This window comes from Paracoccus sp. (in: a-proteobacteria), assembly GCF_046462195.1.
Lineage (GTDB): Bacteria > Pseudomonadota > Alphaproteobacteria > Rhodobacterales > Rhodobacteraceae > Paracoccus.
In genome coordinates this window covers 1-21,547 of sequence record NZ_JBKGUN010000089.1, presented here as the reverse complement: position 1 = coordinate 21,547, position 21,547 = coordinate 1, and the positions used below count along the sequence as shown (strand labels likewise).

The window sequence follows — 21,547 nt, the reverse complement described above, 5'->3', positions numbered from 1 at the left end:
TTCGACTGCCGTTCGACTAGCCGATGAGCATAGGTGATGGGCGCGGGCATCAGGACATCGGTCTCGTCCGATGCATATCCGAACATCAGGCCCTGATCGCCAGCGCCTTGCTCTTCGAGGCTTTCGCGATCAACCCCTTGATTGATTTCGGGAGATTGCTTGCCGATGATGTTGATCACCGAACAGGTCGCACCGTCGAAGCCGACATCGGAGGACGTATAGCCGATGTCGTTGATGACCCCCCTGACAATGGATTCCAGATCCACCCAAGCACTGGTCGTGATCTCGCCCGAGATGATGGCGACGCCGGTCTTGACCATCGTCTCGCACGCCACGCGCGCACGCGGATCCTCAGCCAGGATGGCATCGAGGATCGCGTCCGAAATCTGGTCGGCAATCTTGTCGGGATGACCTTCGGACACGGACTCCGAAGTGAACAGCGAATATTCGGTCATGGGATCAATACCGGTAATGATCGGATTTGAAAGGGCCTTCCGGCGTCACGCCGATATAGGCAGCCTGTTCGGGCGACAGCGTCGAAAGCTTGGCGCCGACCTTTTCGAGGTGCAGGCGCGCCACCTTTTCGTCCAATGCCTTGGGCAGGATATACACGCCCGGCTTGTACTCGTCGCCCTTGGTGAACAGTTCGATCTGCGCCAGCACCTGGTTGGTGAAGCTTGCCGACATCACGAAGGACGGATGCCCCGTCGCGTTCCCCAGGTTCAACAGACGGCCCTGTGACAGCAGGATGATGCGATTGCCCGAAGGCATCTCGATCATGTCCACCTGATCCTTGATGTTGGTCCACTTGTGGTTGCGCAACGCGGCGACCTGGATCTCGTTGTCGAAATGGCCGATGTTGCCGACGATGGCCATGTCCTTCATCTCGCGCATGTGCTCCAGCCGGATCACGTCGCGGTTGCCGGTCGTCGTGACAAAGATGTCGGCCGTGGCGGCCACATCCTCCAGCGTCACGACTTCGAACCCGTCCATTGCGGCCTGCAAGGCGCAGATCGGATCGACCTCGGTCACCTTCACACGGGCGCCCGCGCCCTGCAGGCTGGCAGCGCTGCCCTTGCCGACATCGCCATAACCGCAGACCACGGCAACCTTGCCGGCCATCATCACGTCGGTGGCGCGGCGGATGTCGTCCACCAGCGACTCCTTGCAGCCGTATTTATTGTCGAACTTCGACTTGGTGACGCTGTCGTTCACGTTGATCGCGGGGAAGGGAAGCTGTCCGTTCTTCTGCAGGTCATAAAGACGGTGAACACCCGTGGTCGTTTCCTCGGACACGCCCAGGATCTGGTCGCGGGTCCGGGTGAACCAGCCGGGCGACTGCGCCATCCGCGTGCGGATCTGCGCCTTGATGACGGCTTCCTCGTCCGATGCCGGAACGGGAATGATCTCCTCCCCGGCCTCGGCACGGGCGCCCAACAGGACATACAGGGTTGCGTCGCCTCCATCGTCCAGGATCAGGTTCGGTCCGTCGGAGAACTGGAACGACCGGTCCAGATAATCCCAATGCTCTTCCAGACTTTGACCCTTGATGGCAAAGACCGGAACGCCCGCAGCGGCGATTGCGGCTGCGGCATGGTCCTGGGTCGAATAGATGTTGCAGGACGCCCAACGGACATCGGCCCCAAGGTCCACGAGGGTCTCGATCAGGACGGCGGTCTGGATGGTCATGTGCAGGCTGCCGACAATCCGGGCACCGGCCAGAGGCTTTGCGTCACCGTATTCGGAACGCAAGGCCATCAGGCCGGGCATCTCGGTTTCGGCGATGTCCAGTTCCTTGCGCCCATAATCGGCCAGCGCAATATCCTTGATGATGTAATCGGTCACGGCGTGTCTTTCGTCAATTCCGGGTTGCCACGCAGATACCGCAAGGTCTGCTTTTTCGAAAGGGGCTAATCTGACGCGATCTTTAGCGATCAGGTGATCCGGCTGGACCGGCGGATACGCTGGATGAAATCGCGCGACAGCATGCGCGCTGTTTCGACCGGGTCACCCTCGCAACCAGACAGGTCTTTCATCCGCCCGTCCACCAGCATGCAGGCCAATCCATAGGCAAAGCAGCGTGCCGAGGTGACCAGCAGCGGAATGTTTTCCTTGGGGTGCAACTGGCCGTTCTTTTGGGCACGCGTCAGCATCTGCACCATCAGTGCATCCATCGAGTTGAGATAGCGGTTCAGGGACGGGTGATCCAGACTGTGCAGCAGGCGGCTGTCGGTCAGCAGGCGAAACTGGGCGCTATAGCTGTCTGCCCAAGCCAGATAAGCATCCGCCAAAGCGGAAAACTGCGCAACCGGGTCCTTGGCATCCACCAGAACCACCGCACGGGCGCAGTTGTCGATCAGGATGACCAGCGCCTGTTCAGCCGCCGCCACCAGCAGCGACGTGCTGTCGGGAAAGAGCCGCTGAACCGCATCCCGGGGTTCACCTAGAATTTCCGCCACTTCCTCGGGCTCGGGAGCCTGCGTATGCGACCGTTCCAGCCAAGCCAGCGTCGCCTTTATGACTCGTTCATGCAGACCGTAAGGCAGGCCCGATTTCCTTTGCATGCTCATGGCCGTTCCTCCAAGTCCTGCGTTGACCAACGACGATTTCAGAGAAGCAGCGACATGATGCGCTGGAACTATACTGGCAGTTGAGCAGCGAAATCCTTTCGAATCAACCGGGTTGTGCAGTTTCTGCAATAAATCGTGACGAAGACATGGAGCGCGCGCTGAACAGTTCGGCAAGGGGAGGCCATGTCAAAGAAAAAAGGTCCCGGATCATGCATCGATCCGGGACCTTTTTGATTTATAAAGATGGTCAGGCGTCGGCTCTGGCCTGACGCTTGCGCTCATGCGGGTCCAGATGACGCTTGCGAAGGCGGATGTTCTTGGGCGTCACTTCGACCAGTTCATCATCGTTGATATAAGCGATAGCCTCTTCCAGCGACAGGCGGACCGGCGGCGTCAGGCGTACCGCCTCGTCCGTGCCCGAGGCGCGGACGTTGGTCAGCTGCTTGCCCTTCAGCGGGTTCACTTCCAAGTCGTTGTCGCGGCTATGTTCGCCGATGATCATGCCTTGATACAGCTGTTCCTGGGCACCGATGAAGAACTTGCCGCGATCCTCCAGCTTCCACAGCGCATAGGAAACGGAAACCCCGTTCTCCATGCTGATGAGGACGCCCTGGCGGCGGCCTTGAATCGCGCCCTTGTGCGGGGCCCAGCCGTGGAAGATGCGGTTCAGCACGCCGTTGCCGCGCGTGTCGGTCATGAACTCACCCTGATAGCCGATCAGGCCACGTGCCGGGACATGAGCCACGATGCGGGTCTTGCCGACGCCTGCAGGGCGCATCTCGACCAGGTCGCCCTTGCGCTCTCCAGTCAGCTTTTCAATGACGACGCCGGTATACTCGTCATCGACGTCGATGATGACCTCTTCGATCGGCTCCATGCGCTGGCCGTTTTCTTCCTGAAAGATCACGCGCGGACGGCTGATCGACAGCTCGAACCCTTCGCGGCGCATGTTCTCGATCAGAACCCCCATCTGCAGTTCGCCGCGACCCGAGACCACGAAGGCCTCGCCGCCGGGGGTATCTTCGACCTTGATGGCCACGTTGACCTCGGCCTCGCGCATCAGGCGCTCGCGAATGACGCGGCTCTGGACCTTCTTTCCCTCCTGGCCGGCCAGCGGGCTGTCGTTGATGCCGAAGGTCACACTGATGGTCGGCGGATCGATCGGCTGCGAGGGCAGGGCGGTATCGACCTCGGGGGCGCACAACGTGTCAGCCACGGTGGCCTTGGCCATACCGGCAATGGTGACGATGTCGCCAGCCTCGGCCAGGTCGATCGGGGTTTGGGTCAGGCCGCGAAAGGCCAGGATCTTGCTGATCCGGAACTGCTCCAGCCGTTCGCCGTCGCGGGACAGCGCCTTGAGCGTGTCGCCGGCCTTGGCAGTACCAGCCTCGACGCGCCCGGTCAGCAGGCGGCCCAGGAACGGGTCGGCACCAAGCGTGGTGGCCAGCATCTGGAACGGCTCGGTGGCGCGGCTGATCTGCTTGGGGGGATGGACGTGCTTCAGGATCAGGTCGAACAGCGCCGACATGTCCTTGCGCTCGCCCTCCAGCGTTGCGTCCGCCCAACCGCCGATGCCCGAGGCATAGACATGCGGAAAGTCCAGCTGCTCGTCATTGGCGCCCAGGTTGGCGAACAGGTCGAACACGTCGTTCAGAACCTCGTCCGGCTCGGCCGCGGGCTTGTCGACCTTGTTCAGCACGACGATGGGACGCAGCCCCAGCGCCAGCGCCTTGGAGGTCACGAACTTGGTCTGCGGCATCGGACCTTCGGCGGCGTCGACCAGCAGGCAGACACCGTCGACCATTGACAGGATCCTCTCGACCTCGCCGCCGAAATCGGCGTGGCCCGGGGTGTCGACAATGTTGATGCGGGTGCCCTTCCATTCCACCGAGGTAGCCTTGGCAAGAATGGTGATGCCCCGTTCGCGTTCGATGTCGTTGCTGTCCATCGCGCGTTCCGCGACGGCCTGGTTGTCGCGGAACGACCCAGACTGACGCAGCAGCTGATCCACCAGAGTGGTCTTGCCGTGGTCGACGTGGGCGATGATGGCGATGTTGCGGATATCCATGGTGGCCTTCTTTCAGGTTCGCGGCTGCCCTAGCGGATATGGGCCTCAAACGCCACCCGCAAAGTGAGAGGCCCCCGTCGCGAAACGGGGGCCCCGGTGCCTACTGACACATTTCTGTCAAGCTGCGTCTCAGTGGCGGCGACGGGTCAGACCGCTCCAGACACGGCCCGCATCGCGATCCTGACCGCCCTTGATGGCACCCATCCAGGCGGCGAGACCTGCAACCAGTGCCGAGATCGTCAGAAACAGGGCTGTCCAGACGGCGGCGCGGCGTGCTGATTCCGCAGCGTCAATAGCGGCTGCCTGAGCCTCTTGCAGACGCTGTTCGGCTTCCTGCTGCAACTGCTGGGCCTGAGCCTGAGCCTGGGCCAGAGCCTCTTCGGCCTGAGCCTGAGCTTCCTGCAGACGGGTCTCGGCTTCATCACGCAGGGTCTGCACCTGCTGAACGGCGTCCTCGACGCGGGCGTCGATCTGGGCCGGGGTCAGCTCGGTCCGCGCTGCCAGCGCGCTGCGCAGATAGTCCAGATCGTTTTCGGGAACTTCGCCGGTGCGCAGCAGCGTGCCCATGATCCCGGTCACTTCCCGACGAATGGCCTCGTTCGAGAATTGATCCGGGGCGGCCGCTTCAGTGCGCAGCAGGCGGTCGGTCACATAGTCGAGCGGGTTGCCTCCCATCGAGTCCGCGCCTTCGGCTGCGCCTGACACGGCGCCGCCGGCCAGTTGACCCACACCGCTGATCGCGCCACCGGCCAGTTGACCAACGCCGCCGACGATCCCGCCAGCCAATTGGCCAGTGCCTTGCAATGCGCCCCCGACAGCAGAGCCACCCGCCTCGACCACGGTGCTTGCGGCGTTGCCTGCGGCACGGATGCCGCTTGATACGGCACCGGCAGCCAAAACGCCGCCGATGATGACGCCGATCGCCCAGACTGTCAGGCCGTGAACGCCGTCACGGGCCTCGGTCTCATTGGGGGCACCCGCCGTGTGGCTGCGCATCCGGCCAGCGACATAGCCGCCAAGGCCGTAGACGGCGACCATCGAGATAAAGGCGAAAAGCCCGATAAGGATCAGGGCGAAGGTGCCAAGACCCTCGCCCTCTTCCGCCGAGACGGATCCCAGGCCCAACGCGGCGGTAAAGCCGGTGAAGACGATCGAGGCACCGGCAGCGATGGCTGCGCCCGACAGGATGGCGGCCCAGTCGACATGGCTGCGGGAACCGCGATCGGCTCCTTCAATGGGGTTTTCGTTCATGATCATTCCTAGCGCAGGCCAAGGAACGACAGGATGAACAGGACGACGACGATCAGACCGACGATATAGATGATGGAATTCATGACTTACCCCTTTTCGCATTCGCGCCGCCCGTGACCCCAACGGCCCGTTTGTGCGACGCATCCGGGGTCAAACGGTCTGAAAGTCGGGCAAGTTCCGTGGCCTGACCGAAAATGCGGCGGCTGTCTGCCAAACACCGCCGGTCATCGTGCCGGTGTGGCCCCAAGGGCACTGCGGAGCCAGTCGAGTCCATGAGCCGTCGTGCGGGCGGGGTTGTATTCCGCACTGACCCATCCCCGATACCCGCCCCTGTCCAATTCGGCAAAGAAGGCTGGATAATCCATCGACCCGCAATCGGGCTCGTTCCGGCCGGGATGACCCGCGATCTGGATATGGCGGACCAGCGGCGCAACCATGCGCCAGCAGGCCAGCATGTTTCCGGTGATCATCTGGGCGTGATAGGCATCGAATTGCAGGCCCAGGTTGGGTGCGGCGACCTGCCGGATCACGTCGATGGCCAAGTCATAATCCGCGAGGAAATAGCCCGGCATGTCGACGCGGTTGATCGGCTCGATCGTCAGGCTGGCATGAGGCGCCCGCTGGACAGCCCATTCAAGGTTGCGGACAAGGACATCCCGAGCGACGTCGCCCCCGGCCCGTCCCGACATGATATGGATGTGCCGGGTGCGCAATGCCTGTGCCACGCGCAGGCTGCGTTCGAAGTCGCGGCGGAAGCGTTCTTCCAGGCCGGGCACAGCTGCAAAGCCGCGCGGGCCGCCGGCCCAGTTCGGCGGCGGGGTGTTGATCAGGACAATCTCCAGACCTGCATCCGTTGCGGCATTTGCCAGTTCCCATGCCGCGATGTCGTAAGGAAACAGGATCTCCACGCCCTGAAACCCCGCCTCGGCCGCCAGCGCGAAACGCTCGGCCATCGGCGCTTCGGTGAAAAGCATCGTCAGGTTCGCGGCAAAGCGTGGCATCAGGGCTCCAGCGCGAAGAACTGCCCGCCCGAACGCACCCCCGTCCGCCCGTCCGGTCCCTCCGCCGCGGCATCGGCGAGACGATAGAAGGTCTTGCGGTCGATCAGCGCCTCCAGTCCGGCGCGCACATGCACATAGGGCCGCGGATCGGACGCATCACCCCGGATGACGATGTCATGGCCAGGTCCGGCCATCACGGTGTCGCCGACATTGGTGGTGAACGTGATGCGGTCCGCCTCGATCTGCGCGTCCACGGCCAGAAACGGCGCGTCCTCGACCCTGATGCCCACCTTTTCGACGGGCGTGACCAGGAAGAAGCGGTCGCCCTCGCGCTTGAGGATGGTCGAGAACAGCCTCACCATGGCTTCGCGTCCGATCGGTGTTCCCTCGTGGATCCACAGGCCGTCCGCGCGGATCAGCAGGTCCATCTCGCCGCAATAAGGCGGGTTCCACAGATGCACCGGGGGAAGGCCGCCCTTGGCCGCCTTGCTGGCCGCTTGCGCAAGGCCGTCGGCACTCACGCTTTTGTCACCGTTTTCCGCCATTCGATCTGGTCGCCTCTTCCCTGACTGCCTATGCTCTTTCTAAAGCAGCAGAAGGGCCATGTCATGATGTCGGATGATATTCTGGTGCAAGAGGTGGAAGCCCTGGCCGAAAGGCTGGCCGGCGCGCGTCTCAGCATCGAGCAGCGCTTCGTCGGTCAGCACGAGGTGGTCGAGCAGGTCCTGGCCGCCATTCTGGCTGGCGGTCACGCCCTGCTGATCGGGCAGCCCGGGTTGGGAAAGACGATGCTGGTGGATACCCTGTCCACGGTTCTGGGTCTGGGCAGCCAGCGCATCCAGTTCACCCCGGACCTCATGCCGGCCGATATCCTGGGTTCCGAAGTTCTGGATGCGCTGCCCGATGGCAGCCGTGCCTTCCGTTTCATCGAGGGCCCGGTCTTCACCCAGCTTCTGATGGCGGATGAAATAAACCGTGCCAGCCCGCGCACCCAATCCGCCCTGCTGCAGGCCATGCAGGAGCGCGAGGTGACCATCAGCGGCCAGCATCGCCCGCTTGGCCGTCCGTTCCACGTCCTGGCCACCCAGAACCCGATCGAACAGGAAGGAACCTATCCGCTGCCCGAAGCGCAGCTGGACCGTTTCCTGCTGCAGATCGACGTCGATTATCCCGACCGGGACACCGAGCGCCGGATCCTGCTGACCACCACCGGGCTGGACGAAGGGGCTCCGCATGGCGCCTTCGAGGCGGGTGACCTGATCACCGCGCAGCGCCTGATCCGCAGGATGCCCGTGGGCGAAACCGTGGTCGAGGCGATCCTCGACCTTGTCCGTGCCGCGCGCCCCGGTGCGCCCGAGGCTGCTTCCTTCGTCACCGATGCCCTGCAATGGGGCCCAGGGCCGCGCGCGGCCCAAGCGCTGATGCTGGTCACGCGCGCCCGGGCGGTCCTGAACGGGCGCTATGCCCCAACGCTGGACGATGTGGCGGCCATGGCGGCCCCCGTTCTCCGTCACCGCATGGCCCTGTCCTTCGCGGCGCGTGCGCGGGGCGAAATGGTGGATGCCGTCATTACGCGCCTGCTGGACGACCGGACCCTCGGCCGTCGCGCCGCATGAGCGTTTCGCCCACCGATCTGCGCGGCCGGGCCGAGGCCGCCGCCGGCCATCTGCCGGGGCTGGTTCTGTCGGCCCAGCGGCTGGCGGCGATGGTGGCGCCCGGAGCGCATGGCCTGCGCCGTGCCGGCCCGGGCGAGGATTTCTGGCAATACCGCCCCGCGGCCAGCGGGGATGCACTGCGCAGCATCGACTGGCGCCGCTCGGCGCGGTCCGATGCGCAGTTCGTGCGCGACCGCGAGGCGCAAACGGCGCAGGCTGCGGCGATCTGGCTGTCCCGAGGGCAGGGCATGGATTTCACGGGTGGTTCTGATCGACCAACCAAGGCCGACCGGGGCCGGCTGCTGGCGCTGGCCTTGGGAATGCTAATGCTGCGCGGGGGCGAAAAGGTCGGGCTGCTGGGACAGCCTGCCCGTGCCGGGCGGGTTCAGGCCGACCGGCTGGCCGAGGCTCTGGCCGATGCCGTCTCGATCCAACAGGATCATGACGAGGCCTCGCCTGCGGGGCTGCGCCCGAACCAGCGGGTGATCCTGATCTCAGATTTCCTGGCGGACCCATCCTGGGTTCAGGCGGTGTTGCAACAGGCCTCGGGCTTGGGTGTAACTGGGCTGCTGTTCCAGATCCTCGATCCGGACGAAGTGCATTTCCCTTATGACGGCGCGGTCGAATTCCGGTCTGTCGGTGGCGGGCAGCGTCATGACAGCCGCGATGCAGGGGGTCTGCGCGCCGCCTATCTGGCACGATTGGCCCAGCGACAGGATTGGCTGGCGGCACAGGCTGCACAGGCAGGCTGGCAATTCGGCCAGCACACGACAGATGCCGATCCGGCTCATGCGCTTGGCTGGATCTGGCAGGCCCTGGGGCAGGGAGCGCGCTGATGCTGCTGCTTGGCCCGCTTGGCTTTGCCGCCCCTTGGGTGCTGGGTGCGCTGGTTGCGCTGCCTGTCCTGTGGGTGATCCTGCGCGCCATGCCACCCGCCCCGCGACGCATCGCCTTTCCGGGCATCACCCTGCTGGCGGGGCTGGCGGACCGGAACCCGGTGGCCCGACGGACGCCATGGTGGCTTCTGTTGTTGCGGCTTGCTGCGATTGCGGCGTTCATTCTGGCCTTTGCCGGTGCCGTCTGGCGACCGGTGACTCAGGCATCATCCAACGATCCGCTGCTGGTGGTCATGGATGCAGGGTGGGCAGCAGCGCCTGATTGGGCCATGCGACAGGGGCGGGCCGAGCGCGCGCTGACGCAGGCCGGCGCGGCTGGCCGCCCGGCAGCCCTGTTGCTGGCTGATGGACGCGATGGTGAGACGGGGCTGTTGTTCCAACCTGCCGACAGTCTTGTCTCGCGCCTGCGGGGTGCGCAACCGGTGGCCTGGCCTTCCGCCTTGCCCCAGGATCCGCAGGCGGCACTGGCCGATGCGCCCGCAGACATGCAGACCTTATGGATTGCCGACGGCACCGATCATCCGAACCGTACCGTTTGGCTTGCGGCCTTGGCCCGGCGCGGGGCCGTGACGGTGGTTCCGCCGACGCGGGCATTGCGCACCCTGTCGTTGGCGGGAACAGAGGCTCCTTCCCTTGCCATCACGGCCACCGACGATGCGCCCTTGGCCGTTCAGGCCATCGGGCCGGACCCCCAAGGAATCGAACGGGCACTGGCCACTCTGACCCCCGGCGATCCGGTGGTGCAGGACGGCTTGACGACGCGCCCGGTGGCCATCGACCTGCCGCCCGAGTTGCGCAACCGCATCACCCGCTTCCAGATCGAGGGCCAAGATCACGCGGGCGCTGTCCTGCTGGCCGATGATCGCCTGCGCCGTCACAAAGTCGGACTGGTTGGCGACCCTGCAGGCCAGGCCGAGGGTCAACAGCTGCTGGCCCAGACACATTATCTGCGCCAAGCTCTGGAGCCCACGTCGGATCTGGTCGAGGGAGGGCTGGGCGATGTTCTGGACACCGCGCCGGATGTCATCGTCCTGGCCGACCAGGTGCAGCTTGCTGAAACACCCGAACTGGCCGAATGGGTGGAAGAGGGTGGCTTGCTGATCCGCTTTGCCGGACCACGCATGGCAGGCTCGGACCGGCTGCTGGACGAGCCGTTGCTGCCCGTGGCCCTGCGACAGGGCGGGCGGGATATCGGCGGTGCACTCAGCTGGGGCAACCCTCGCGGATTGGCGCCTTTCGACGCTTCGGGTCCCTTTGCGGGGCTGGCCATCCCCGATGACGTGACGGTGCGCGCGCAACTGATGGCGCAACCCGCGCCCGATCTTGCGGGCAAGACCATTGCCGCCCTGACCGATAACACGCCGTTGATCACCCGCGACAGGCTGGGCGAGGGGCAGGTCGTGCTGGTCCATGTGACGGCGAATGCCGAATGGTCGAACCTGGCCTTGTCCGGTCTGTTCGTGCAGATGATGGAACGGCTGGTGGCGACCGCCCGCTTGGCACCCACGGCCGAGGCTGCCGAGGATCGGCAGCAACCGTTCTGGACGCCTCGGACGGTTCTGGACGGCTTTGGCAGGCCGGCTCCGGCCGAAGGTCTGGCACCCGTTGCGGCCGCGGAGATGGAACGCGGCCCCGGCCCCGACCGCCCCGCGGGCATCTATGCGGCAGGAGAGCGCCGGCAGGCCCTCAATGCCGGCGGACCCTTTGCCCTGGCCACCTGGCCCGGCGCGGAGGTCGAGGCTGCCGACACAGGCCGAAGGCGCGACCTGAAGGGGCTCCTGCTGGCAGCGGGTGCCCTGCTGCTGGCGCTGGATGCACTGGGGTCGGCATGGCTCGGGCGCAAAGGGCGGCGTAGCACGCATATTGCGGCCGTGATCCTTCTGGCACTGGTCCTGATGCCGCCGCCAGTTGCCATGGCACAGGATCTCGATGCCGACCTGATCCGGGCGGCCGACGAGGTTGCGCTGGCCTATGTCATCACGGGCGATGGCGCGATCGACGGGGCCTCCGAAGAAGGGCTGTGGGGCCTGTCGCTGTTCTTGCGCCAACGCACATCGGTCGAGCCGGGGCGGCCCATCGGGGTCGATCTGGATCAGGACGACCTGTCTCTCCTGACCTTTCTTTACTGGCCGATCACCGAAGGTCAGGACATGCCATCGCCCCGCGCTTACCTGCGTTTGAACGCGTTCCTGCGGTCAGGCGGCATGATCCTGTTCGACACGCGCGACGGTGACGTGACGGGCGTCGGCGGCCCTGACATGTCGGACGCACTGCGCCGGCTGGCGGCTCCTTTGGACATTCCGCCCCTTGCGCCGGTGCCGCAGGACCACGTGCTGACGCGCACCTTTTACCTGCTGAGCGATTTTCCCGGCCGCTGGCAAGGCAACCCGGTCTGGGTCGAGGCGCCGCCTGTCGGGGCCGAGGCCGATGCCGGCGTTCCCTTTCGTCAACTCAATGATGGCGTTTCTCCGGTTGTCATCGGCGGCAACAGTTGGGCCGAGGCCTGGGCCGTCGATGACAACGGCTTTCCCACCTTTCCCATCGGGGGCGGATGGGAAGGCGAACAGCAGCGGGAGATGGCCTATCGCTTTGGCGTCAACCTGATCATGTATGTCCTGACCGGCAACTACAAATCCGATCAGGTCCATGTCCCGGCGTTGCTTGATCGCCTGCGGACCGAGGAGGTCCTGTCGCGATGACCGCGCTCCGTTTCGATCCGGCGCTGCCCTGGTGGGCCATTGCCGCACTCGCCGCGCTGGCGGTCATCGTGGCCGCCTTTGCGCTGTGGCGCGGGCTTCGCGGATGGGCTTGGCGCGGCTTGGCGGGCGCGGCCGCAGCCCTGGCCCTCGCGGGACCGGCGCTGGAGGTCGGGACACGAGCGGGATTGTCCGACATCGTGATCCTGCTGGATGACCGGTCCTCCAGCCAGGAACTGCCGGGGCGTTCGGATCAGGTCGATCAGGCCGCGGACGCTCTGGCCGCGCAGATCGGCGCGCTGCCGGATACCGACCTGCGCCGGATCACCGTGGGCGACGATCCCGACGGGACATTGCTGGGCACGGCGATCCGGCGCGCCGTCGCCGCCGAACCCGCGGCGCGGCTTGCGGGGGTGATCGCGCTGACGGACGGGCGGCTGCACGACACTGCGATGCTGCCTGAAGCGCTGGATGCGCCGCTGCATGTGCTGTTGACCGGCCAGCCGCAGGATTGGGACCGCCGGCTGGTGATCGAGGAAGCACCGGCCTTTGGGCTGATCGGCGAAGAGGTGACGATCCGCTTGCGGATCGAGGATCAGGGCGCCGTTCCTGTCGATCAGCAGGCCGGCAGCGTGACCCTACGCCTGTCGCTGGACGGCGAGGAGGAACAGGTCGTCGCCGTGCCGTTGAACACGACCATGACGCTGCCCGTCATTCCCGGTCATGCCGGACAGAACGTCGTGCGCATCGCCGTAGACACGGCCGAGGGCGAGTTGACCGATCGCAACAACGCAGCCGCCATCAGCATCAACGGCGTGCGTGACCGCCTGCGTGTGCTGCTGGTTTCGGGCGAACCGCATGCCGGCGAGCGGACATGGCGCAATCTGCTGAAATCGGATGCGGCCGTTGATCTGATCCATTTCACCATCCTGCGTCCGCCCGACAAGTTCGACGGCGTGCCGGTCAGCGAACTGTCCCTGATCGCCTTTCCGACGCGCGAGTTGTTCATGGACAGGATCGACGACTTCGACCTGATCATCTTTGACCGCTACAGCGTGCGGGGCATCCTGCCGCCGGACTATTACCTCAACATCGCGCGCTATGTGCGCGAGGGGGGCGCGCTGCTGGTGTCGGCGGGGCCGGAGATGGCCACGGTCGAAAGCCTCAGCCTGTCGCCCCTGGGCGACATCCTGCCGGCGCGCCCGACGGGCCGCGTGATCGACCAGCCCTATCTGCCCCGCCTGACCGAGGACGGGCGGCGGCATCCCGTGACATCGGAACTGCCCGGTGCGCTGCCCGATGCGGACCCGGAATGGGGGCGTTGGCTGCGCATGACCGAGGTGGCGCCCGAACCCGGGGCGCAGGTCGCCCTGACGGGGGCCGAGGACAAGCCGCTGCTGATCCTCGATCGGGTCGAGGAGGGGCGCGTGGCGCTGCTGACATCGGATCAGGTCTGGTTGTGGGGGCGCGGTTTCGAAGGCGGCGGGCCGCAACTGGAACTGCTGCGCCGCATCGCCCACTGGTCCATGAAAGAACCCGAGCTGGAGGAAGAAGCCCTGCTGGCCGATGTCAGCGACGGCCTGTCCGTCCGTTTCACCCGCCGCACGATGGCAGAAGCGGCCGGCCCGCTGATCGTGACGGCACCCGATGGCACGACCAGCGAAGTGCCGCTGACCGTGGAAGGCCCCGGGCATCATGTTGCCGACTGGACTGCCCCCGAGCCGGGCCTGTACCGCATCCAGGAGGGTGATCTGCGCCGCGTCCTTGCCTTGGGCCCCTCGGCACCGCGCGAGTTCGAGGAAACGGTGGCTGACGCTCCTTTGCTGGCACCCCTGACCGAATCCAGCGGCGGCAGCGTCCAGCGCCTGTCCGATGGCGTGCCCGACCTGCGGCAAGTGCGAACCGGGCGCGCGACCAGTGGCAACGGCCTCGGGGGGCCGTGGATCGGCATCACGCCACGCGAAGCAGCCACGGTGACAGGGCTCGAGCGGCGCCCGTTGCTGCCGGGATGGGCGTGGCTGGTGCTGATCGCCGGACTGATCCTGACCGGCTGGCTGGCCGAAGGCCGGCGCGGCCGGACGGCCTGACATGCTTGCCATCCGCCGCCCCGGTTGCTAACCCGTTTCAAACCGCCCGAAGGAACGCAAATGGCTGACGATACGCGCAACCCCGCCCCCTATACCGAGGCCGACCTGTCGCTGATCAAGCGGATCATTCCGCACCGTTATCCGTTCCTGTTCATCGACAAGGTGCGCGACATCGTCCCCTTCGAGGGCGCGGTGGGCATCAAGAACGTCACCAGCAACGAGCCGCATTTCCAGGGTCATTTCCCGAACCAGCCCGTCATGCCGGGTGTCACCATCATCGAGGCCATGGCCCAGACCGCTGCCGTGGTCGTCGGCATCAGCATGAATGTGGTGGATGAGGAAATGCTGACCTATTTCATGGGCATCGACAACTGCAAGTTCCGCCGCATGGTGGTTCCGGGCGACGTGCTGGAACTGCATTGCCGTGCCATCCGCGGCGGGGGCAAGATCTGGAAGTTCGAGGGCAAGGCCATGGTGGACGGTCAGCTTTGCGCGTCGGCCGAATACACCGCCATGATGGCACGCAAGACTGATGGCTGATGCCAGAATCCATCCTTCGGCCGTGATCGAACCCGGGGCCCATGTCGGTGCAGGGGTCGAGATCGGCGCGTTCTGCGTCGTAGGACCGGAGGTCCGGCTGGACGACGGGGTGGTTTTGAAATCGCATGTGGTGGTGTCCGGCGACACCAGCATCGGCGCCGAAACCGTGGTGTTCCCTTTCGCTTCGATCGGCGAGGTCCCGCAGGATCTGAAGTTCCGGGGCGAGCCTGTGCGCCTTCAGATCGGTGCACGCAACCGCATCCGCGAACATGTTACGATGAATCCAGGCACAGAAGGTGGCGGCGGTCTGACAACCGTGGGCGATGATGGGTTGTTCATGATGGGCTCCCATGTCGGGCATGATTGCCATATCGGCGACCGCGTGATCCTGGCCAACAATGTGGCGATTGCCGGTCATTGCGTGCTGGAGGACGACGTGATCGTGGGCGGCCTGTCAGGCGTTCACCAATGGGTCCGGATCGGGCGCGGCGCCATGATCGGCGCCGTGACCATGGTGACGGCCGACGTGATCCCTTACGGTCTGGTCCAAGGGCCGCGTGGCCATCTGGACGGCCTGAACCTGGTCGGGCTGAAGCGCCGCGGCGCCACCCGGTCCGAGATCTCGGCGCTGCGTGACCTCTTGTCCGCACTGGGTGCCGGCTCGTTCCGCGCAACCGCCCGCGACCGCGCCGATCAGGACGTGACTGCCATGGAACGTGACGTGCTGGAGTTCATCCTCGGTCCCTCGGACCGCAGCTTTCTGAAGCCGCAAACCCCATGAGTCGCATCGCCGTGATCGCGGGGCAGGGACGGTTGGCCCCGGCCGTCGCTGCCGCCCTAGACAATCCTGCCATTTTCGCACTGGAAGGGTTCGCGCCTGAAGGCCTGTCCGCAACCCCGTTCCGGTTGGAAAGGCTGGTTCCTTTTCTGGATGAACTGTTGGCCCAAGGGATTGACCGCGTGGTCTTTGCCGGTGCCATTCGCAGACCGCGTCTTGAACCGGAAGCCTTCGACCCGCGAACGGCACAACTGGTGCCTCGGATCCTGTCGGCGATGCAGTCAGGGGATGACGGAGCCCTGCGCGCGGTTCTCGATGTTTTCGAGGAAAATGGTCTGACGGTCTGTTCTGTATCGGAAATTGCTCCTGATCTCATTCCTGCGGAGGGTATCCTGACCGGTTCGCCTTCGCAGGCTGACCGGCGGGATGTCGGATTGGCGGCCAAGATCGTGAAGCAGATGGGGCCGCTGGATCTGGGCCAAGGCGCCGTTGTGGCACAGGGCCTGTGCCTGGCGATCGAAACCTTGCCCGGTACGGCGGCCATGCTGGATTTCGTGGCCGGCCATCGCGACCTCCGGCCGTACGCGGCAGGGGCCAGGGGCGTCCTCTACAAGGCGCCCAAACCGGGGCAGGACCGGCGCGTGGATCTGCCGACGATCGGACCGGACAGCATCGATCAGGCCGCGGCAGCCGATCTGGCAGGCATCGCATGGCAGGCGGGGGGCGTCATCCTGCTCGACCAGGCCGAAACGTTGCGCAAGGCCAAAGCAGCGGGCCTGTTCCTGTGGGCTGCACCTCCGCTGGACTAGGGCATGCGTTGACTCGGCTTGCCAGTCCCGCCCACATAGCCACAGACGGCAATCAACGGGGCAGGTCATCATGAAGTATTTCCTGATCGCGGGCGAAGCTTCTGGTGACCAACTGGGATCCGCCCTGATGACCGGTCTGCGCCAGCTGGACCCTGAAGCGCAATTCGTCGGCATCGGTGGCATCGGGATGCAGGGGCGGGGTCTAGCCAGCCTGTTCCCGATGGATGAACTGAGCCTGATGGGCATCTGGGAAGTTCTTCCAAAATATCGGCACCTCAAGCGACGCATTGCGGAAACGGCCCGTACCGTCATCGACGCACAGGCCGACGTGCTGATCGGCATCGACAGCCCGGACTTTTGCCTGCGCGTGGCGCGATTGGTCCGGACGGCTCGTCCCGATCTGCCTATCGTTCATTATGTCGCCCCGTCTGTCTGGGCATGGAGGCCCAAGCGGGCGCAAAAGATGGCACAGGTCGTCGACCACGTTCTGGCGATTCTGCCGTTCGAGCCCCCTCTGATGCAGACGGCCGGGATGACCTGTGATTTCGTGGGACATCCGGTTGCCACTGCTCAGATCGCCGGCCCGGATGAGGGCGCGGCTTTCCGCGCAGCGCATGGTCTGGCCCCTGATGCACCGGTGATCCTTTGCCTGCCGGGATCGCGGCGGTCCGAGGTCAGCCGCCTTGGACCGCGCTTTGACGAGGCGCTGATGCGGCTGCGCGATCGTGTTCCCGAGATCCGCGTGGTACTGCCCACCGTGCCGGGGGTTTCCGGCCTGGTGCACGACATGGCGCGCCGATGGCCCACCGCGCCCATCGTGGTCGAGGACGATCAGCAGAAACGGGGGGCCTTTGCTGCCGCCGATCTGGCGCTGGCGGCCTCGGGGACGGTCAGTCTGGAGCTGGCTGCCAATCGCATCCCGATGGTGATCGGCTATGACATGGCGCCGGTCAGCCGCTTGATCATCGGCCTGCTGCTGCGGACCGATACCGTCACCCTTGTCAATCTGGTCAGCGAAACGCGCGCAGTGCCTGAATTTCTGGGCCGCCATTGCCAGCCCGGACCTTTGGCGCAGGCACTGCAGGATGCGCTGGAGGATCCGGTGGCACGCAAGGCGCAACTGGACGCCATGGACCTGACCATGGACCGGTTGGGCAGGGGTGGAGAGGCGCCGGGCCTTCGCGCGGCGCGCTCTGTCCTGGAGGCAATCAGAGAACGGCAGTCACGATGATCTCGACCTTGTAGTCGGGGGTCGCCAAGGCCGATTCTCCGGTGGCACGGGCAGGAGCATTGCCTTGGGGCACCCAGGCATCCCAAACGGCGTTCATTTCGGCAAACTCGGCCATGTCGGCCATCCAGACCTGCGCCGAGACGATGCGGGTCTTGTCAGTGCCCGCCTTTTTCAGCAGCACATCGATCTGCGACAGGATTGCCTTGGTCTGATCGGTGACCGAGGTGCCCGGCTCTCCGACCTGACCTGCAAGAAAGACGAAGCCGTTGGCAATGACAGCCTGGCTCATGCGGGGTCCGGTTTCGATGCGGGTGATGTCGCTCATCTGAATGCTCCTTGAAGATCAAAGGGTGCCCGCTGTGCCGGCACGGTGGCGCGACGCTATACGCGGCCTTTGACCGCAGCAAGTCGGCTTGCGGCTGTTCCTGCTATGTTCTAGATTGAGCGCCATGACCGCATCCTCGCTTTCCTTGCCGCCCATGCCGGGGCAGCGCCTCGCGCGTGGCGCGGCACGGCTGCTGCGCAGTCTGGATCATGCGGTGCTGACGGAATTCGTTCCGGCACGCGGGTTGCGCGTCGATCTGATCAGCCTTGGACCCAAGGGCGAATTGTGGATCGTCGAATGCAAGAGCGGCCGCGCGGATTTCAGGTCCGATCGCAAGTGGCAGGGTTATCTGGACTGGTGCGACCGGTATTTCTGGGCCGTTGACGGTGATTTCCCGGTGGATCTGCTGCCCGAGGATACCGGCCTGATCCAGGCGGATGCCTTTGGTGCGGAAATCCTGCGCATGGCGCCCGAAACCAAACTTGCTGGCGCCCGCCGCGTCAAGGTTCAGCGCGATTTCGCCCGGGTCGCAGCCCTGCGACTGCAGGGCCTGTGCGACCCTGACGGGATCAGCGCCGGGGCTTCTTAGGCTTGCCGCCCTGGCTCATGGTGCGGGCCGCATCGGCTGCGGCCAGAAGCTCTTCGGCAATTTCGGTGGCTTCCTCGGGGTCGAAATCCATCGGCAGGTCCACACCCTCGCCCTGGATGTAGATCCGCACCATGCCTTGGTCGGTCGGGCCGATCTGCAGATTGGCCGTGATGTCGCTTTCGCTGTTGATACCCATGGCTTGTCCTTTCACTTTCGAACTTTCTGTAACGTGGACGCAATTTCGCGGCAAGCGGGGCTTGCAACCGACCGCAACGAGGTCTAAAGAACCGCCCTGTGCCGCCTTAGCTCAGTTGGTTAGAGCGCTAGATTGTGGATCTAGAGGTCACCCGTTCGAGACGGGTAGGCGGTACCACCTTTCTCTCGGGATAGATGACCGTCAGCGATAACCTGCGGCCTGCAGTTCGAACAGTTCGGCGTAACGGCCGGGGCGTGACAGCAGTTCCTCATGGCTGCCTTGGTCCTGAACCTGACCGCCTTCCAATACGATGATGCGGTCGGCCATCCTGACGCTGGAAAAGCGGTGCGAGATCAGCAGCGCGGTCCGTCCAGCGGTCAGGTCGCGAAAGCGCTGGAACACCTCGAACTCGGCCCTGGCATCCAGCGCGGCGGTCGGCTCGTCCAGCACCAGCAGCTGCGCGTCGCGCATATAGGCGCGGGCGATGGCCAGCTTTTGCCATTCGCCCCCCGACAGGTCCAGGCCGCGGGCAAACCGCTTGCCGACCATCTGGTCATATCCCTGCGGCAGTTTCGCGATCACCTGATCGGCCAGCGCCCGCTCGGCGGAGGCGACGATGCGGGGCCGGTCATCGCGCGCCTCGATCCGGCCGATGGCGATGTTTTCGGCGGCCGTCACGGCATAGCGCACGAAGTCCTGGAAGATGACACCGACCGTTCCGCGCAGCTGATCCAGGTCATAATCGCGCAGATCATGCCCATCCAGCAGGATGCGCCCTTCATCCGGGTCGTAAAGCCGCGCCAGCAGCTTCACGATGGTGGTCTTGCCTGCGCCATTCTCGCCCACCAGCGCGACCGTTTCCCCCGCGCGCAGTTCCAGGGTCATGTTGCGGATGGCCCAGTCCTCGCGGCCCGGATAACGGAAGCCCACATTCTCGAATACGAAGCCGTGACGGATGGGTTGCGGCACCGGCCGCGGATCGGCCGGCGAGGCGATGGCCGGGACAGCGGTGAAGAATTCGAACAGGTCATCCAGATACATCGCCTGACCGGCCATGCTGGAAAAGCTGGACAACAACCCTTCCAGCAGCCCGCGCAGGCGCAGAAAGCTGCCGGACAGAAAGGTCAGGTCGCCGATCGACAGGGTGCCCGTCAGGGTGCGGGCAACGATCCAGAGAAAGGCTCCGTAATAGGCCAGGGTGCCGAGGGCGGTGAGGACTGCCATGACCGACAGTTGCCGGCGCTGGATGGCCCGATTCTCGACATAAAAGCGGCGCGCGAGGGTCAGATAGCGGTCGCGCAGCCAAGGCGAGAGGCCAAAGATCTTGACCTCCTTCGCGGTCTCGGCAGTGGCCGCGATCATGCGCAGGTAATCGCGTTCGCGTCGGTCGGGCGCCCGGCGGTGGTTCAGGGCATAGGTCTGGGCGTTGAAGTGCATTTCCCCGAACAGCGACGGGATCAGCGCCAGCGCCAGCAGGACCACCAGCCACGGGTTATAGAGCAGCAGGCCGATTGCAAAGCTGAGAACGGTCAGGCTGTCCTGCAGTTGCTGCATGATCTGGTTCAGCAGGGGGATGCGGCCCATGGTCTGCCGCCGCGCACGGTCCAATCGGTCCTGAAAGGCCGCGTCCTCGAAACTGGCCAGATCCAGCCCGGCCGCGTGGTCCATAAGCCGGATCGAAATGTCGATCACCAGCTTTTCCTGCAGCAGCGCATCGACATAGCTGACTAGCCGGCCCAAGATGTCCTGCGCCACCGCAAGGGCCAGTTCCAGTGCGACCAGCACGATCAGCGGGTGGGCCATTCCGCTGTCCCACCAGCCTGCCAGCGTGTCCGGCCGCCCCTCCAGCGCCGAAAGGGCCACGACCTGATCGATGATCAGCTTGCCCACCCACAGCATCGCCACGGGCATGACCGCCCGCGACAGGCGCAATGCGATCATGGCAAGGGTCAGCAGCGGGCTGGCGCGCCAGACCATCGCCAGAAACGGAGGAATGTTCTTCAGTGCTGCCCAACGCGCCGAAAAACTGGGGCCGGACGGCGCGTCGGGTGGCATGTCAGGCAGCCTCGGTCCGGCGGGCGCGGGCGATCTCGGCCTCGGTGAAGGGGCCGGGGAAGTGGCAGGCCACGCCATGATCGCCACCCAGAAGGGCCGGCACCTCGGCCGCGCAACGCGCCTGCGCGCGGGGGCAGCGCGTCCGGAAGACGCAGCCCGATGGCGGATTCATGGGCGAAGGCAGGTCCCCCGCCAGCGGCACGATCGTCTTGGCGGTTTCGATCGTCGGGTCGGGCACCGGCACCGCCGACAGCAGCGCCTGTGTATAGGGGTGCTGCGGGGCGCCATACAGATCCTTGGAAGACGCGATCTCCATCACCTTGCCCAGATACAGGACCATCACGCGGTCGCTGATATGTTTCACCACCGACAGGTCATGTGCAATGAAGATCAGCGAAAGGCCCAGATCCTTTTGCAGGCGGATCAGCAGGTTGATGACCTGCGCCTGGATCGAGACGTCCAGAGCCGAGACTGGCTCGTCGCAGATGATCAGGCGCGGGTTGAGCGCGATGGCCCTTGCCACCCCGATCCTCTGGCGCTGTCCTCCCGAGAACTCATGCGGATAGCGGTTGTAGTGCTCGGGATTCAGGCCGACCACCTCGAGGAGCTCCTGCACCCGCCGCTTGCGGTCGCCGCCTGTGCTCCCGCCTACATCGTGGGTCTTGAGCGGCTCGGAGACGATGTTGCCGACCGTCATGCGGGGGTTCAGGCTCGCGTAGGGGTCCTGGAAGAAGATCTGCATGTTCCTCCGCACGCCGAGCATCCGCTTGCGGTCGTAACCCAGTATGTCCTCGCCGTCG

General features: G+C 65.1%; 20 protein-coding genes and 1 tRNA gene. 10 read left to right on the top strand and 11 right to left on the bottom strand.

Annotated elements, in window-relative coordinates; genetic code table 11:
* The 7 genes from ACLHHB_RS05925 to ACLHHB_RS05895 form a co-directional block, all read right to left on the bottom strand.
* On the bottom strand, window positions 1-455 hold a 455-nt coding region (locus ACLHHB_RS05925; protein ID WP_410217358.1), incomplete at its 3' end, for an S-adenosylmethionine synthetase N-terminal domain-containing protein.
* A gap of 4 nt (window positions 456-459) precedes the next feature.
* Window positions 460-1,845, bottom strand: coding sequence for an adenosylhomocysteinase (ahcY, locus tag ACLHHB_RS05920; protein WP_410217357.1), 1,386 nt, complete (start codon window positions 1,843-1,845; stop codon window positions 460-462).
* Window positions 1,846-1,934: 89 nt separating this feature from the next.
* The gene (locus ACLHHB_RS05915) at window positions 1,935-2,570 is read right to left on the bottom strand and encodes a TetR/AcrR family transcriptional regulator (RefSeq protein ID WP_410217356.1); all 636 of its coding nucleotides are present in this window, start codon (window positions 2,568-2,570) and stop codon (window positions 1,935-1,937) included.
* A 247-nt stretch (window positions 2,571-2,817) separates the two neighbouring features.
* Complete coding sequence (gene typA / locus ACLHHB_RS05910) at window positions 2,818-4,638, bottom strand: translational GTPase TypA (RefSeq protein ID WP_410217355.1); 1,821 nt, start codon at window positions 4,636-4,638, stop codon at window positions 2,818-2,820.
* A gap of 129 nt (window positions 4,639-4,767) precedes the next feature.
* Complete coding sequence (locus ACLHHB_RS05905; RefSeq protein ID WP_410217354.1) at window positions 4,768-5,889, bottom strand: hypothetical protein; 1,122 nt, start codon at window positions 5,887-5,889, stop codon at window positions 4,768-4,770.
* 224 nt (window positions 5,890-6,113) lie between these two features.
* Complete coding sequence (locus tag ACLHHB_RS05900; RefSeq protein ID WP_410217353.1) at window positions 6,114-6,890, bottom strand: hydroxypyruvate isomerase family protein; 777 nt, start codon at window positions 6,888-6,890, stop codon at window positions 6,114-6,116.
* Window positions 6,890-7,435: a DUF1285 domain-containing protein gene (locus tag ACLHHB_RS05895; protein ID WP_410217352.1), complete on the bottom strand. Its 546-nt coding sequence runs from the start codon at window positions 7,433-7,435 to the stop codon at window positions 6,890-6,892. Before ACLHHB_RS05895 ends, ACLHHB_RS05900 begins: the two co-directional genes overlap by 1 nt.
* A 63-nt stretch (window positions 7,436-7,498) precedes the next feature.
* Between ACLHHB_RS05895 and ACLHHB_RS05890 the strand changes: the two genes are divergently transcribed.
* From ACLHHB_RS05890 to lpxB, 8 genes are all read left to right on the top strand, one after another.
* A complete protein-coding gene (locus ACLHHB_RS05890; RefSeq protein ID WP_410217351.1) occupies window positions 7,499-8,506 on the top strand; it encodes an AAA family ATPase in 1,008 nt (335 codons plus the stop codon).
* Window positions 8,503-9,381, top strand: a complete 879-nt coding sequence (locus tag ACLHHB_RS05885; protein WP_410217350.1) for a DUF58 domain-containing protein — start codon at window positions 8,503-8,505, stop codon at window positions 9,379-9,381. Before ACLHHB_RS05890 ends, ACLHHB_RS05885 begins: the two co-directional genes overlap by 4 nt.
* Window positions 9,381-12,140: a DUF4159 domain-containing protein gene (locus tag ACLHHB_RS05880; RefSeq protein WP_410217349.1), complete on the top strand. Its 2,760-nt coding sequence runs from the start codon at window positions 9,381-9,383 to the stop codon at window positions 12,138-12,140. Before ACLHHB_RS05885 ends, ACLHHB_RS05880 begins: the two co-directional genes overlap by 1 nt.
* The gene (locus tag ACLHHB_RS05875; RefSeq protein WP_410217348.1) at window positions 12,137-14,224 is read left to right on the top strand and encodes a hypothetical protein; all 2,088 of its coding nucleotides are present in this window, start codon (window positions 12,137-12,139) and stop codon (window positions 14,222-14,224) included. Before ACLHHB_RS05880 ends, ACLHHB_RS05875 begins: the two co-directional genes overlap by 4 nt.
* A 60-nt stretch (window positions 14,225-14,284) precedes the next feature.
* Complete coding sequence (gene fabZ, locus ACLHHB_RS05870) at window positions 14,285-14,764, top strand: 3-hydroxyacyl-ACP dehydratase FabZ (RefSeq protein ID WP_410217347.1); 480 nt, start codon at window positions 14,285-14,287, stop codon at window positions 14,762-14,764.
* A complete protein-coding gene (gene lpxA / locus ACLHHB_RS05865) occupies window positions 14,757-15,545 on the top strand; it encodes an acyl-ACP--UDP-N-acetylglucosamine O-acyltransferase (protein WP_410217346.1) in 789 nt (262 codons plus the stop codon). Before fabZ ends, lpxA begins: the two co-directional genes overlap by 8 nt.
* Complete coding sequence (locus tag ACLHHB_RS05860) at window positions 15,542-16,351, top strand: LpxI family protein (RefSeq protein WP_410217345.1); 810 nt, start codon at window positions 15,542-15,544, stop codon at window positions 16,349-16,351. The genes lpxA and ACLHHB_RS05860 overlap by 4 nt, the downstream gene beginning before the upstream one ends.
* A 70-nt stretch (window positions 16,352-16,421) precedes the next feature.
* On the top strand, window positions 16,422-17,582 hold the full coding sequence (lpxB, locus tag ACLHHB_RS05855) for a lipid-A-disaccharide synthase (protein WP_410217344.1): 1,161 nt from the start codon (window positions 16,422-16,424) through the stop codon (window positions 17,580-17,582).
* On the opposite strand, the gene ACLHHB_RS05850 is transcribed toward lpxB, so the two are convergent.
* Window positions 17,560-17,907: a RidA family protein gene (locus tag ACLHHB_RS05850; protein WP_410217343.1), complete on the bottom strand. Its 348-nt coding sequence runs from the start codon at window positions 17,905-17,907 to the stop codon at window positions 17,560-17,562. The two genes, lpxB and ACLHHB_RS05850, sit on opposite strands and share 23 nt — an antisense overlap.
* Window positions 17,908-18,031: 124 nt before the next feature.
* Here ACLHHB_RS05850 and ACLHHB_RS05845 point away from each other — a divergent pair, with 124 nt between their 5' ends.
* Window positions 18,032-18,496 carry an MmcB family DNA repair protein gene (locus tag ACLHHB_RS05845; protein WP_410217342.1) on the top strand — a complete coding sequence of 155 codons (465 nt, stop codon included), beginning with the start codon at window positions 18,032-18,034 and terminating at the stop codon, window positions 18,494-18,496.
* Here the strand turns inward: ACLHHB_RS05845 and ACLHHB_RS05840 are convergent.
* Entirely contained in the window at window positions 18,477-18,692 is a 216-nt protein-coding gene (locus tag ACLHHB_RS05840; protein ID WP_410217341.1) for a DUF6324 family protein, read from the bottom strand. The genes ACLHHB_RS05845 and ACLHHB_RS05840 overlap by 20 nt on opposite strands.
* A gap of 100 nt (window positions 18,693-18,792) precedes the next feature.
* Between ACLHHB_RS05840 and ACLHHB_RS05835 the strand changes: the two genes are divergently transcribed.
* Window positions 18,793-18,869: transfer RNA gene (locus ACLHHB_RS05835), tRNA-His, on the top strand.
* Between the two features lie 24 nt (window positions 18,870-18,893).
* Here ACLHHB_RS05835 and ACLHHB_RS05830 read toward each other — a convergent pair.
* Together ACLHHB_RS05830 and ACLHHB_RS05825 are read right to left on the bottom strand one after the other, a co-directional pair.
* Window positions 18,894-20,747, bottom strand: a complete 1,854-nt coding sequence (locus ACLHHB_RS05830) for an ABC transporter ATP-binding protein (protein WP_410217340.1) — start codon at window positions 20,745-20,747, stop codon at window positions 18,894-18,896.
* Window position 20,748: 1 nt separating this feature from the next.
* Window positions 20,749-21,547: ABC transporter ATP-binding protein (locus tag ACLHHB_RS05825; protein WP_410217339.1), on the bottom strand; the 799-nt coding region annotated here is incomplete at its 5' end.

Excerpts from the sequence above, each read along its gene's own strand:
- ACLHHB_RS05915 (WP_410217356.1), bottom strand. The coding sequence starts at position 2,570 with ATGAGCATGCAAAGGAAATCGGGCCTGCCTTACGGTCTGCATGAACGA.
- typA (WP_410217355.1), bottom strand. The coding sequence starts at position 4,638 with ATGGATATCCGCAACATCGCCATCATCGCCCACGTCGACCACGGCAAG.
- ACLHHB_RS05905 (WP_410217354.1), bottom strand. The coding sequence starts at position 5,889 with ATGAACGAAAACCCCATTGAAGGAGCCGATCGCGGTTCCCGCAGCCAT.
- ACLHHB_RS05900 (WP_410217353.1), bottom strand. The coding sequence starts at position 6,890 with ATGCCACGCTTTGCCGCGAACCTGACGATGCTTTTCACCGAAGCGCCG.
- ACLHHB_RS05895 (WP_410217352.1), bottom strand. The coding sequence starts at position 7,435 with ATGGCGGAAAACGGTGACAAAAGCGTGAGTGCCGACGGCCTTGCGCAA.
- ACLHHB_RS05890 (WP_410217351.1), top strand. The coding sequence starts at position 7,499 with ATGATGTCGGATGATATTCTGGTGCAAGAGGTGGAAGCCCTGGCCGAA.
- ACLHHB_RS05885 (WP_410217350.1), top strand. The coding sequence starts at position 8,503 with ATGAGCGTTTCGCCCACCGATCTGCGCGGCCGGGCCGAGGCCGCCGCC.
- ACLHHB_RS05880 (WP_410217349.1), top strand. The coding sequence starts at position 9,381 with ATGCTGCTGCTTGGCCCGCTTGGCTTTGCCGCCCCTTGGGTGCTGGGT.
- ACLHHB_RS05875 (WP_410217348.1), top strand. The coding sequence starts at position 12,137 with ATGACCGCGCTCCGTTTCGATCCGGCGCTGCCCTGGTGGGCCATTGCC.
- fabZ (WP_410217347.1), top strand. The coding sequence starts at position 14,285 with ATGGCTGACGATACGCGCAACCCCGCCCCCTATACCGAGGCCGACCTG.
- lpxA (WP_410217346.1), top strand. The coding sequence starts at position 14,757 with ATGGCTGATGCCAGAATCCATCCTTCGGCCGTGATCGAACCCGGGGCC.
- ACLHHB_RS05860 (WP_410217345.1), top strand. The coding sequence starts at position 15,542 with ATGAGTCGCATCGCCGTGATCGCGGGGCAGGGACGGTTGGCCCCGGCC.
- lpxB (WP_410217344.1), top strand. The coding sequence starts at position 16,422 with ATGAAGTATTTCCTGATCGCGGGCGAAGCTTCTGGTGACCAACTGGGA.
- ACLHHB_RS05850 (WP_410217343.1), bottom strand. The coding sequence starts at position 17,907 with ATGAGCGACATCACCCGCATCGAAACCGGACCCCGCATGAGCCAGGCT.
- ACLHHB_RS05845 (WP_410217342.1), top strand. The coding sequence starts at position 18,032 with ATGACCGCATCCTCGCTTTCCTTGCCGCCCATGCCGGGGCAGCGCCTC.
- ACLHHB_RS05840 (WP_410217341.1), bottom strand. The coding sequence starts at position 18,692 with ATGGGTATCAACAGCGAAAGCGACATCACGGCCAATCTGCAGATCGGC.
- ACLHHB_RS05830 (WP_410217340.1), bottom strand. The coding sequence starts at position 20,747 with ATGCCACCCGACGCGCCGTCCGGCCCCAGTTTTTCGGCGCGTTGGGCA.